Origin of the sequence: Streptomyces sp. NPDC085931 (assembly GCF_044540565.1) — a bacterium.
Lineage (GTDB): Bacteria > Actinomycetota > Actinomycetes > Streptomycetales > Streptomycetaceae > Streptomyces.
The window spans coordinates 409,351-420,577 of sequence record NZ_JBITSK010000002.1 but is presented as its reverse complement, the minus strand read 5'-3'; the positions used below and the strand labels follow the sequence as shown (position 1 = coordinate 420,577).

General features: G+C 72.9%; 10 protein-coding genes. 5 read left to right on the top strand and 5 right to left on the bottom strand.

The window, feature by feature from the left end; all coding sequences use genetic code 11:
* Positions 1-6 precede the first annotated feature (6 nt).
* Positions 7-1,587, top strand: coding sequence for an AMP-binding protein (locus ACIGAN_RS04750; protein WP_399854855.1), 1,581 nt, complete (start codon positions 7-9; stop codon positions 1,585-1,587).
* A 45-nt stretch (positions 1,588-1,632) separates the two neighbouring features.
* Here the strand turns inward: ACIGAN_RS04750 and ACIGAN_RS04745 are convergent, their stop codons facing one another.
* The 4 genes from ACIGAN_RS04745 to ACIGAN_RS04730 form a co-directional block, all read right to left on the bottom strand.
* A complete protein-coding gene (locus ACIGAN_RS04745; protein WP_365744070.1) occupies positions 1,633-2,511 on the bottom strand; it encodes a LysR family transcriptional regulator in 879 nt (292 codons plus the stop codon).
* 318 nt (positions 2,512-2,829) lie between these two features.
* A complete protein-coding gene (locus ACIGAN_RS04740; RefSeq protein WP_399854854.1) occupies positions 2,830-4,131 on the bottom strand; it encodes an MFS transporter in 1,302 nt (433 codons plus the stop codon).
* Complete coding sequence (locus tag ACIGAN_RS04735; RefSeq protein ID WP_399854852.1) at positions 4,121-4,450, bottom strand: hypothetical protein; 330 nt, start codon at positions 4,448-4,450, stop codon at positions 4,121-4,123. Before ACIGAN_RS04735 ends, ACIGAN_RS04740 begins: the two co-directional genes overlap by 11 nt.
* 181 nt (positions 4,451-4,631) lie before the next feature.
* The gene (locus ACIGAN_RS04730) at positions 4,632-5,762 is read right to left on the bottom strand and encodes a Mucin-2 (RefSeq protein ID WP_399854850.1); all 1,131 of its coding nucleotides are present in this window, start codon (positions 5,760-5,762) and stop codon (positions 4,632-4,634) included.
* A 516-nt stretch (positions 5,763-6,278) separates the two neighbouring features.
* Between ACIGAN_RS04730 and ACIGAN_RS04725 the strand changes: the two genes are divergently transcribed.
* Positions 6,279-7,253 carry a GNAT family N-acetyltransferase gene (locus ACIGAN_RS04725; protein WP_399854849.1) on the top strand — a complete coding sequence of 325 codons (975 nt, stop codon included), beginning with the start codon at positions 6,279-6,281 and terminating at the stop codon, positions 7,251-7,253.
* Between the two features lie 102 nt (positions 7,254-7,355).
* On the opposite strand, the gene aztA is transcribed toward ACIGAN_RS04725, so the two are convergent.
* Positions 7,356-8,099 (bottom strand): zinc ABC transporter ATP-binding protein AztA, encoded by a 744-nt coding sequence (aztA, locus tag ACIGAN_RS04720; RefSeq protein WP_399854848.1) that lies wholly within the window; start codon positions 8,097-8,099, stop codon positions 7,356-7,358.
* 14 nt (positions 8,100-8,113) lie between these two features.
* Between aztA and aztB the strand changes: the two genes are divergently transcribed.
* From aztB to aztC, 3 genes are read left to right on the top strand one after another with little or no spacing between them, the layout of a single operon-like run.
* The gene (gene aztB, locus ACIGAN_RS04715; protein WP_399854847.1) at positions 8,114-9,001 is read left to right on the top strand and encodes a zinc ABC transporter permease AztB; all 888 of its coding nucleotides are present in this window, start codon (positions 8,114-8,116) and stop codon (positions 8,999-9,001) included.
* Positions 9,002-9,011: 10 nt separating this feature from the next.
* Positions 9,012-10,253: a hypothetical protein gene (locus ACIGAN_RS04710; protein ID WP_399854846.1), complete on the top strand. Its 1,242-nt coding sequence runs from the start codon at positions 9,012-9,014 to the stop codon at positions 10,251-10,253.
* Positions 10,250-11,212, top strand: coding sequence for a zinc ABC transporter substrate-binding protein AztC (gene aztC, locus ACIGAN_RS04705; protein WP_399854844.1), 963 nt, complete (start codon positions 10,250-10,252; stop codon positions 11,210-11,212). The genes ACIGAN_RS04710 and aztC overlap by 4 nt, the downstream gene beginning before the upstream one ends.
* The last annotated feature ends 15 nt before the right edge of the window (positions 11,213-11,227 follow it).

Genomic DNA, 11,227 nt, shown 5'->3' with positions numbered 1-11,227 from the left:
GAGACCATGCCCGCGAATGCCGCACCCGCGGTGACCCACCGGCCCGACGAACGCTTCGACGAGTTCCTCCTGGCGGCCGCGGCCACCCACCCCGGCCATCCCGCCGTGGTGGAGTACGCGGACGGCGCGGAACGGGTGACCACCTTCGCCGGCCTGCGGGAGGCCGCCGAGCGGTACGCCGCCGCACTGGACCGCTTCGGTCTGCGGATCGGCGACCGCGTCATGATCGTGTCCGACACGTCCGCCGACGCCGTCGCCCTCGTGCTGGCGTGCTCGTCGCGCGGCCTGCCCTTCGTCCCGGTCAGTCCGGAGACCCCCGCCGAACGGCGGGAGACGATCCAGCGGCTGGCCGAGCCCGCACTGTGCCTGACCGCCGGCGGGGAACCCGAACCGGCCGTGGGCCACGGCCGGTTCGGCGGGGGCACCATCGAGGTGCCCCGTCCGCCGGCGCCCCGTGAGCGGCTCAGGCGCGCCGTCACCCCGACCGACACCGCCTACATCATCTTCACGTCGGGCACCACGGGCCGGCCCAAGGGCGTGGTGATGAGCCACCGTTCCGTCGTCTCCTTCTACCGGGGCATGCTCGCCGAGGGGTTCGTGTCGGCGGGCGACCGGGTGGCGTCGACCTCCCCGCTGCAGTTCGACTTCTCGCTGCTGGACATCGGCATGGCGCTGGGCAGCGGAGCGGCGGTGGCCCCCGTCCCGCGGGCCCTGCTGCGCTGGCCGACCCGGTTCCTCAAGGTGCTGCGCGTCACCCGGGCCACCCACGTCAACGGAGTGCCGTCCATCTGGCGGCAGTCGCTGCGGCACATCCCGGACCAGCTGGCCGACCTGCCCGACCTGCGCTCAGTGCTGTTCTGCGGGGAGGAGTTCCCGCTCGGCGAACTGCGCCGGCTCCAGCGTCTGCGGCCCGGCATCCGCCTGATCAACTGCTACGGCGCGACGGAGTCCATGGCGGCCAGCTTCGCCGAGGTCCCCGACCCGCTGCCCGAGGACGTGACGCACCTGTCCATCGGCGACGGGCACCGGGGCACCGACATCCTCCTGCTGGACGCCGAGGGGGCGCCCGTGCGCGAGGAGGGCGTCGTCGGCGAGATGTACCTGCGCAGCCCGGCCCTGATGACCGGCTACTGGGGGGACGCCGAGGCCACGGACGCCGTCCTGGTCACCGACCCGCTGGAGCCCCGCTCCGGGCAGCGCCTGCTGCGGACCGGCGACCTGGCCTACCGGGACGCCGACGGCACCCTGCGCTTCTGCGGGCGCCGGGACTCCCAGGTGCAGATCCGCGGCAACCGCGTGGAACCGGCCGAGGTGCAGCGCCGGCTGCTGGCCCACCCCGAGGTCTGCGAGGCGGCCGTCGTGGTGTACGAAGACCCGGGCGGCAACACCGAGTTGAGCGCCTTCGTCGTCCTGGCCGACGACGCGTCCGGCACGGCCGAGAGCGATCTGCTCGCGTTCTGCCTGCGTTCGATGCCGGCGTACATGGCGCCCGGCGTGGTGCGCATCGTGGAGAGTCTGCCGGTCAACCAGCACGGCAAGACCGATCACCGGCGTCTGCGCGCCCAGCTCCTCACCGACGCCGCCTGACCGGGCCACGGGCTTCGGGGCTGCACCACGGGACCCGGAGCCCGTTCAGCCCGCGCTGACCACGTCGGAGGCGGCCTTCAGCACGGCGTCGAGGGCCGGATGCCCGATGTCGCCGCGCCGCCACAGGGCCTGCGTGTAGGTGGGGGTGGCGGGCCGCCAGTCCACGACCCTGCGGAGCCGGCCGTCGGCGATGTCCTCGGCCACGGTCACCTCGGGCAGCAGCCCCACGCCGATGCCGTTCTCGGCCATGCGCTTGACCGCGGTGATGGAATCGAGGTGCAGGGTCCGCCCCGCCCGCAGGGTCGACTCGACCTCGTCCAGGAGCCCGCCGCAGTGACGGACGCCGAGGTCGGCGCTGACGAGGATCGACGACACCGGCTCCGCGCGGCCCTGGTGGCCGGAGCCCAGTCGTGCTCCGGCCACCAGCGCGAACGGCTCGGGGCACAGATCGCAGTGCTCCAGGTCCTCGTCCGAGGTTCCGCTCCCTATCATGAACACGCAGTCCACCTGCCCGTTGCGCAGCAGGGTGACGGCCTCCTGGGGAGGGGACAGCCGGAGCGACACGTCCATCTCCGGATAGCGCAGGAGCAGGTATTCGATGAGCGGGAGCAGCCGGTGGTTGACGAGGCTTTCCGGCGCCCCGACGCAGATTTTCCCCTGCGGTGTGAGCGACGCGTCCGCGATGCGCCGGACATGACCGCTGAGCCGTACGATCTCGCGGGCCTGTTTCAGGATGGAGCGACCGGCTCTCGTGGGCCGGACTCCGCCCGGTAAGCGTTCCAGCAGGATCGCACCGAGCGAGCGTTCCAGTGCCTTGATGCGGTTGGTCACCGTCGGCTGGGTCACCCGGAGCACGCCCGCCGCCCGTGTCACACTTCCCGCGTCGACGGCGCCGAGAAATGCCTCGAGTTGACGCGTATCCAATATTTCCCCCGTGTGAGTCGACCCGTCGAAATTCAAGCCGGCGCTGCGTCGGCTTTCTTCCTCCGCTGCGTCGCCCTCCCATTCCGGTCACGAATGGCATACGAGCGGTCACGATGTCTGCGAGCGTAGCGTCACCCTTCACCCTCATCAACACGTTTGGTATAGCCATTTATGGGGAGGCGGCTTTTCCCGGACGGATGATTTCACGTCATTCCGGTGGACCCCGTCGACCGCTCCCGCGGTCGAGTGGCACGGGACGCCCGGTCGGGCAACGCGGGCGATCGGTGGCCGACTCCGAGGAGTCGGCCACGCGGAGCGTCAGCGCCGCGCCCCATCCCGCTCCTGCGCGTGCGGGAGGTCGCGCTCGCGGCGCATCGGGCCCAGGGCGAGGACGAGCCAGGAGGGCGCGACCACACCCGTCATGATCCACATGGCCGGCCGGTGTCCGACGGCGTCACCGAGCAGGCCGCCGAGCAGCGAACCGAGCGGGATGGTGCTGTGGTTGATCACCATGGCCGTCGAGACGACCCGCCCGAGCAGGTTCGGCGGGCAGTAGGTCTGCCGGAAGCTGCCGAGCACGACGTTGGCCACGGTGACGCCGGCCCCGACGAGGAAGGCTCCCAGCGCGAACAGCAGCAGCCCCGGCCCTGCCGTCGTCATCGGCAGCAACAGCACGAACGGCGAGGTGGTGGCCTGCACGAGAAGGAGCCCGCGCGCGGTGCCGAACCGCCGGCCGACCCGCGCGGCCACCAGCGCGCCCACGATGCCGCCTGCGCTGCCGCCGGTCAGGAGCAGCCCCACCATGCCCGGGCTCAGCCCGACGGTGCGGACCAGGAACACCACCTGGACCGCCTGGTAGCCCATCAGCGCCATGTTGATCACGGCGCCCCACACGACCATCGGACGCAGATACGGATCCCGGCCCACGAAGCGGAGCCCTTCCCTCATCTCCCCTCGTAGGGAAGGGCGTTCGGCATGAGCAGGGCCGTCCGGCTCGACGACACCGATCCGCTGCAGACAACACGCGGAGACCAGGAACGTCACCGCGTCCGCCACGAGCGCGCTGACCGCGCCGAACGCCTGGGCCAGGAGCCCTGCCACCCCCGGCCCCGCGACCTGCGTGGCGGCCTCGCTGCCCTGCAGCCTGGCGTTGCCCTCCAGCAGGTCCCGGCCGTCGAGCACGACCGGGACGAACGCGTGATAGGCGGTGTTGAAGCACACCGCCGCCGTGCCGCAGACCAGTGCGACGACGACCAGCTGCGCAAAGGTGAGCGCGTCGAGCCACGCCGCCACCGGGATGCTCACCAGCGCCGCGGCGGCCACCAGATCACACACGATCATCAGGGGCCGTTTGCGTACCCGGTCCACCCATGCGCCCACGGGCAGGCCCACCAGCAGCCACGGCAGCCACACGGCCGCGGTGAGCAGCCCGACGGCGGTCGATCCGGCGTCCAACACCACGACCGCGATCAGTGGCAGGGCCACGACGGTGGCGCTGTTGCCCAGCCCGCTCACCGTCTCGCCCACCCAGAGCAACCGGAAAGGCGCACCGCGGTGGCCGCCGTTACGGGCGATGCCCTTCCGGCGGCTTGACGCGCCGCGCCCGCTCTCACTCCCCATGCGACACACCGAGGTCCTGCCGCATCGCGGTGCGCATGGTGCGGAGCATCTCCCAGATCTCGTGCTGGGCCCGGGCCGCGGTCTCCATCGTCTCTCCTGGTCCGGGCGCACCGCGTTCGAGCCGCTTGACCTGGCCGTAGACCTCGTTCAGGGCCTGGTTGACGGCACCCGCCCGCCTGAGCACCTCTTCGGGGGCGATCATCTGTGCCGCGGAATACCGGTCCCGGTGCGCGTTCTTCGCCTCCTCGAGCGCATCGCTGTCGGCCTCGGCGGTGCCGCGTTCCCGCACGATGAGCAGGTGGCGGTTGAGCGCGGTCATATGGCGGCTGCGCCTTCGTGCCGGCTGCCTTCCCCTAGTGATCTTTTCTCGCACAAGTGAGCGGATGCTATCAGCGAGTCGACGGTCGTGCCCGCGGTCCGCGGCGGCAAGGCCCGGGCGGGCAGGGCGGGTTCGGGTGGGTGCGGGGCGGTCAGGCCCGGCGGTGCTGCTCGATGGCCGGTCAGCCGGGGACGCCCGCCCGGTCCAGGACGGCGGCCATGTCGTCGTGGGGGAGTGCGGGGTTGCCGCCCGCGCTGGAGGCCAGTTCCGGGAGGTGGAGCGCCTCGCGGAGGCGGTGGAGCGGGAGGCGCGGGTCGCCGGCCGCCGCCTGGCGTGTCCGGACCGCGGGGTCATGGCTGAGCCGTTCGATCAACGCGGGTGTGGCGGCTGGGTCTCGCACGGCCAGTCGGCGGAAGGTGCCGTCCGGGTGGTCCGCGAAGCGCTCGGCGAGACCCTCGCGAGGGAAGCGGGGGTGCGTCTCCGCCATCCAGGCGGAGAACGTCCCGCCGAGCCGTGCGTACACCCGCATCAGCACCTCCTCCGGAGTGTCCGGGTGGTGCGTGCTCAAAAGGTCCTCCACCAAGGGGTCCCGGGTGCGTGCGAGCAGGCGCATCAGGTCGGGCGGCAGGTGAGGGCTGCGGGCGGCGGCCCGTCGGAGGAGCGGGTGGGCGGAGGCCGCCGCCCGGCGCAGCACCTCGGGGTCGGCGAGCCCGTGCCGCACCCACTCGACGTCCTCCCTGGCGAAGGGCCCCACCGTGAAGTCGATCGACATGCGTCGTGTCTCGTCCAGTTCCGGCCTGAGGGAGACCGCGAGCCGTACCGCCTCGTCGGGGTCGACGGCGAGTCGCTCCACGAGGTCGGCGGGCAGCGACGGGTTCCCGGCCAGGGCGGGCAGGTGCGTCCGCTCGGCGACACACCGTTCGGCGTCGGCGCGCCGAAGGCGCCCATGGCGCAGTGCCTCGGCGGCGGACTCCTCATCGCGCAGGAGTTCGGCGGTGAGGCGTGCGTCGCGCCGGCACTCCCGCAGCGCGGCGGCCCGCCGCACCTCGGGTTCCGGGTCGGCCAGCAGCGCCGTACGCTCGTCCGGCGTCAGCCTCTCCCACACGCGCGTCGCGCTCCGGCGCGCTGCCGGATCCCAATGCCTGGCCAGGGAGCCCGTGAACGACGGTGCGAGACAGGGCGAGTCCAGCAGGGCCGCCCGTACGGAGGGATCGGGGTCGCCGAGCAGCCGGGCGCACACGTCGTCCGGCAGCGGCTCGGCCTTCGTACGCGGCTCGCGCCACTCGGGTCCGTACGCGAGGGCGGCCCGCACCGTGGGGATCGTCCACGAGCCGGGCCCGGTGTGCGGGTTCGGCCCGGGCGCTCATCGCGAAGTCGATACGAGCGCCCGGGTTCGGGTGAGCCAGGATCACGGCCACGGCCGGCTCGGGGAGGCCGGCCCGCCGCACGGCATGACGGGGCGGTCCGTCCCCTCCGTGGTCGAAGGCGAGCAAGCGCAGCAGCAGAGCTGTCGGCAGCGCCGGGTTACGAGCGACGCCGTCCAGCGCGGACGCGTGGAACGCGACCATGATTCCCCACCCCCGTGTGGTTCCGCCGACCGCCGACCGCCGACCCCCCGACTGTTCGAGACCAAGGTCCGCGTTCGAGAGAGAGTAGTGCCCCGGCCAGGGGCTTCGGTCGCGCCCGCGAAGATCGACGGCGTGCCCACGTGCTGGCGCCTGCCTCCGCTCGGACCTCCGGGTGCCTCCGAGTGCCGCTGTGACCTGCCGTATCGCCGCCGGCGCGCGTCCGTGGTGCGATGGAAGCGGGGGCGGAAAGGAGACCGGTCATGCCCTCAGCGAAGCGAACGAGTGCCGCCGCCTCGGTCCGGGTCCGCCCGCTGGTCGAGCCGGATCTGGACCGGGCCGACGAGATCTTCAGGGTCGCTTTCGGGACCTTCCTCGGGGCCCCCGAGCCGGAGAAGTTCTTCGGCACCGCCGACTACGTCCACACCCGCTGGGCGGCCGATCCGCACGCGGCCTTCGCGGCGACCGTCGACGGCGAGGTCGTCGGATCGAACTTCGCCGCCGACTGGGGCAGCGTCGGGTTCTTCGGCCCGCTGACGATCCATCCGGACCGATGGGACCAGGGCATCGGCAGGCGTCTCATGGAACCGGTCATGGCCTGCTTCGACACCTGGGGGAGCCGCCACCGCGGCCTGTTCACCTTCTCGCACAGCCCCAAGCACCTGGAGCTCTACCGCCGGTACGGTTTCTGGCCGCGATTCCTGACCGCCGTCATGAGGAAGCAGGTCACCGCCGGCGCCGCGGTCCCCGGTCGAGTGCTGTACGGCGCGCTGACCGCCGCAGAACGGCCCGACGCGCTCGGCCTCGGCCGGGCTCTGACGGGAGCCGTGTACGAGGGCCTGAGCCTGGACCGCGAGATCGTGGCCGTACAGGAGCAGGGGCTCGGTGACACCCTCCTGCTGGAGGGCGCCGGCTCCGGCCTCGACGGTCTGGCCGTCTGCCACTGCGGAGCGGGGTCGGAGGCGGGCGAGGACGTCTGCTTCGTCAAGTTCGGCGCGGTACGCCCCGGCCCGGGCGCGGCGGACCGGTTCGAACGACTGCTGGATGCGTGCGAGCAACTGGCCGCCGAGAAAGGGCTGGGGCAACTGGACGCCGGAGTGAACCTGGCCCGCCGGGACGCCTACGAGCGCATGGCCGCCCGCGGCTTCCGCACGGGACTGCAGGGCGTGGCCATGCACCAACCCGACGAGCCCGGCTACAGCCACCCCGACGCCTACGTGATCGACGACTGGCGCTGACCCCGCCGCAGCACGCGCCCGTGCGGGCTACGGCCGTTCGTCCTCGGGGTCCGGCTCCCGGTACCGGTGGCGGTGGTCAACTCCGGGCGGCGTCCGGTGGGTTCACGCCGGCTGCCAGACCTGGGACAGGGCCGTGGTGGTGAGCACCTCCTCCGGTGGGCCCTGCCCGATCAGCCGTCCGTCGCCGAGCAGCAGGCAGGTGTCGGCCGAGCGGGCGGCCTCCAGGTCGTGCGTGGCCTGGACGACGGTCGTGCCGTCGGCGATCAGGTCCGCCAGCAGGGCCGTGATCCGTTCCCGGGCCTCGGGATCGAGTCCGGTGGTCGGCTCGTCCAGGAGCAGCAGGTCGGACTGCTGGGCGAGGCCCTGGGCGATCAGGACGCGCTGGCGCTGACCACCGGAGAGCTCGCCGAGCTGGCGGGCCGCCAGGCCGGCGACGCCCAGTCGTTCCATGGCGGAGTCGACGACCGCCCGGTCGTGGCGGGTCAGCCGCCGCCACAGCCCGCGCTCCCCCCAGCGGCCCATCTCCACGGTCTGCCGAGCCGTGAGGGGGAGTGCGTCACCGACGGCGCCGCGCTGCGGGACGAACGCCGGCGGGCGGCCCGGCGCGTACCGGACCTGTCCGGACGTGGTGCGGATCACGCCGGCGAGGACGCCGAGCAGGGTGGACTTCCCGCTGCCGTTCGGCCCGACGAGCGCCGTCATGGCCAACGCCGGTATGTCGGCCGTGAGTTGACGCAGGACGGGCCTGCCCGGGTAGCCGGCGTCCAGGTCGGTGATCCGGACGCGCTGATCGTCCGTCCCGGTCCGGGGGACCTCCGGGCGGTGTTTAGTGAACATGATTGTCATTGTAGTGTCGCCGTATGGAGTGGTTGACGGCCCCCTTCGAGGTGGCCTTCGTGCAGCGTGCCCTGTGGGCCGGGATCCTGGTGTCGGCGATCTGCGCCCTCGCGGGCACATGGGTCGTGCTGAGGGGCATGGCCTTCCTCGGTGACGCCATGTCCCACGGTCTGCTGCCGGGTGTCGCCCTCGCCGCGCTGCTGGGCGGCAACCTGCTGGTGGGGGCGGTGGTGAGCGCGGCCGTCATGACCGCCGGTGTCACCGTCCTCGGCCGCGCGCCGAGGCTGTCCCAGGACACCTCGATCGGCCTGCTGTTCGTCGGCATGCTGTCGCTGGGCGTCATCATCGTCTCGCGCTCGCAGTCCTTCGCCGTGGACCTCACGGGGTTCCTCTTCGGCGACGTCCTCGCGGTCCGCGAGAGCGACCTGGCCCTCCTCGGGGTCGCGCTGGTGCTGGCGCTGACCGTCTCGGTGCTCGGTCACCGCGCCTTCCTGGCGCTGGCGTTCGACGCGCGCAAGGCCGAGACGCTCGGGCTGCGTCCCCGGCCGGCCCACGCCGTGCTGCTCGGTCTGCTGGCCCTGGCCATCGTCGCGTCCTTCCACATCGTGGGAACGCTGCTCGTCCTCGGTCTGCTCATCGCGCCACCGGCGGCAGCCCTGCCCTGGGCGCGCGGCGTGCGCGGCGTCATGGTCCTCGCCGCGGTCCTCGGCGCGACCGCCACCTTCGGCGGACTGCTGCTCTCCTGGCATCTGAGCACCGCGGCCGGCGCGACCGTGTCGGCCCTCGCCGTCGCCCTCTTCTTCGTGTCCCACCTGGCGTCCGGGATCCTGCACCGCCGCCGCACGGGCCGCCCCCGCGCCGTCACCCTCCCCGCGAAAGCCGCCCCCACGACCCGACCGAACGAAACCTGAGGCGATCTCCTTGCTCGTCCGAAGAAACGTCACCTCCCTGGCGCCGGCACTCCTCGCGGCGGTCCTTGTGACCGCGGGGTGCGCCGCCCGGGACGAAGACCCCGAGCCCGCCTCCGGGCGCGCTTCCTCCTCCGCCACCCCCCACGGCTACGTCGAAGGCGCCACCGAGGCGGCCGAACAGCAGTCCCGGCTCCTCCTCGGCGACCACACCACCGGCGAGTTCCGGGTACTGGACCTGATCACCGGCGACGTCCACCGGACGGCGCGCAGAACGGGAGTCACCCGCCTCACCACGGACGGCCGCTTCGGCTACCTCCACGCCACCGACGGCACGCACGTCCTCGACAGCGGCGCGTGGACGGTCGACCACGGCGACCACGTGCACTACTACCGCGCGAAGATCCAGGACGTGGGCGAACTGCCCGGCGGCACCGGCACGAGCGTGCGCAGCGACCCGGGCGTGACCGTCGTGACCGGCGCCGACGGGAAGGCGGGCGTCCACCCCCGCGCCGACCTCGAGAAAGGCCACACGGGCACCCCCGTACGGCTTCCCGGCCGCTACGCGGCACCGGTCGTCCCGTACGCGGAACACCTGGTCGCCCTCACCCGCGTCGGTGACGGCCCCGCGCGGGTCGTCGTGCTCGACCGGGCGGGCCGGCGCGTCGCCTCCCCGGAGTCCGAGTGCGAGGACCCGAAGGGCGACGCGGTCACCCGGCGGGGGATCGTCCTCGGCTGCGCCGACGGCGCCCTGCTCGTCCACGAGCACGACGGCACCTTCGGCGCCGAGAAGATCCCGTACGGCGAGGCCGTGCCGCAGAACGAGCGCGCGGCGCAGTTCCGGCACCGTCCGGGCAGCACCACGCTCACCGCCCCCGCGGGCCGGGACGCCGTCTGGGTCCTGGACGTGACCGAGCGTGCCTGGAGCCGGGTGGAGACCGGCCCGGTGATCGCCGCGAACACCGCGGGCGAGGGCGCGCCGCTCATCGTCCTGGAGAACGACGGCGCCCTCCACGGCTACGACATCTCCAGCGGCAAGGAGACCACGGTCACCGCGCCCCTGCTGGCGGACGTCCCCGCGGCCGCCTCCGGCAGGACCGGGGCGCCGGTGATCGAGGTCGACCGCAGCCGGGCCTACCTCAACGACCCGAAGGGCAAGCGGGTGTACGAGATCGACTACAACGACAGCCTGCGCGTCGCCCGCACGTTCGACGTCGAGGTCCGGCCGTCGCTGATGGTGGAGACGGGCCGATGAGCATACGGGTGGGAGCGGCGCGCGTGCGCGCCCTGGTACGGACCCTGGTCGGCCTCTTCGTCCTCGCCGGTGCGGTGACCGGCTGCGCGGGCGGCGGCGACGACCGTCCCCGGGTCGTGGTGACGACCAACATCCTCGGTGACATCACCCGGGAGGTCGTCGGGGACGAGGCGGGCGTCAGCGTGCTGATGAAGCCCAACGCCGACCCGCACTCCTTCGGCCTGTCGGCCGTGCAGGCCGCCGAGTTGGAGAACGCCGACCTGGTCGTCCACAACGGGCTGGGGCTGGAGGAGAACGTGGCGCGGCACGTGGAGGCCGCCCGCGCGTCGGGTGTGGCCACCTTCGCGGCCGGCGAGGCAGCCGACCCCCTCACGTTCCGCACCGGGGACGAGGGCGGCCCCGCCGACGAGGCCGGCGAGCCCGACCCGCACTTCTGGACCGACCCCGACCGGGTGCGCAAGGTGGCCGGCCTGATCGCCGACCAGGTCGTCGAGCACGTCGAAGGCGTGGACGAGAAGGCCGTGCGGGACAACGCCGAGCGCTACGACGCACAACTCGCCGACCTCACCGCCTGGATGGAGAGGTCCTTCGCCGCCGTCCCCGAGGACCGGCGCGCTCTTGTCACCAACCACCACGTCTTCGGCTACCTCGCCGACCGCTTCGGCTTCCGCGTGATCGGCGCGGTCGTCCCCAGCGGCACCACCCTCGCCTCCCCGAGCTCCTCCGACCTGCGCTCGCTGACACGGGCCATGGAGCAGGCCGGGGTGCGCACCGTATTCGCCGACTCGTCCCAGCCCACCCGGCTGGCGCAGGTCCTGCGCCAGGAGATGGGCGGCGACGTGGACGTCGTCCCGCTGTACTCCGAGTCGCTGACCGAGAAGGGCAAGGGCGCCGGCACCTACCTGGAGATGATGCGCGCCAACACCTCGGCCATGGCCGAGGGCCTCACCGGCGCCTGAACGACCCCGTCCCGC

Coding starts and splice junctions, on each gene's coding strand:
- ACIGAN_RS04725 (WP_399854849.1), top strand. CDS start 6,279: ATGCCCTCAGCGAAGCGAACGAGTGCCGCCGCCTCGGTCCGGGTCCGC.
- ACIGAN_RS04750 (WP_399854855.1), top strand. CDS start 7: ATGCCCGCGAATGCCGCACCCGCGGTGACCCACCGGCCCGACGAACGC.
- aztA (WP_399854848.1), bottom strand. CDS start 8,099: ATGACAATCATGTTCACTAAACACCGCCCGGAGGTCCCCCGGACCGGG.
- ACIGAN_RS04740 (WP_399854854.1), bottom strand. CDS start 4,131: ATGGGGAGTGAGAGCGGGCGCGGCGCGTCAAGCCGCCGGAAGGGCATC.
- aztC (WP_399854844.1), top strand. CDS start 10,250: ATGAGCATACGGGTGGGAGCGGCGCGCGTGCGCGCCCTGGTACGGACC.
- ACIGAN_RS04735 (WP_399854852.1), bottom strand. CDS start 4,450: ATGACCGCGCTCAACCGCCACCTGCTCATCGTGCGGGAACGCGGCACC.
- aztB (WP_399854847.1), top strand. CDS start 8,114: ATGGAGTGGTTGACGGCCCCCTTCGAGGTGGCCTTCGTGCAGCGTGCC.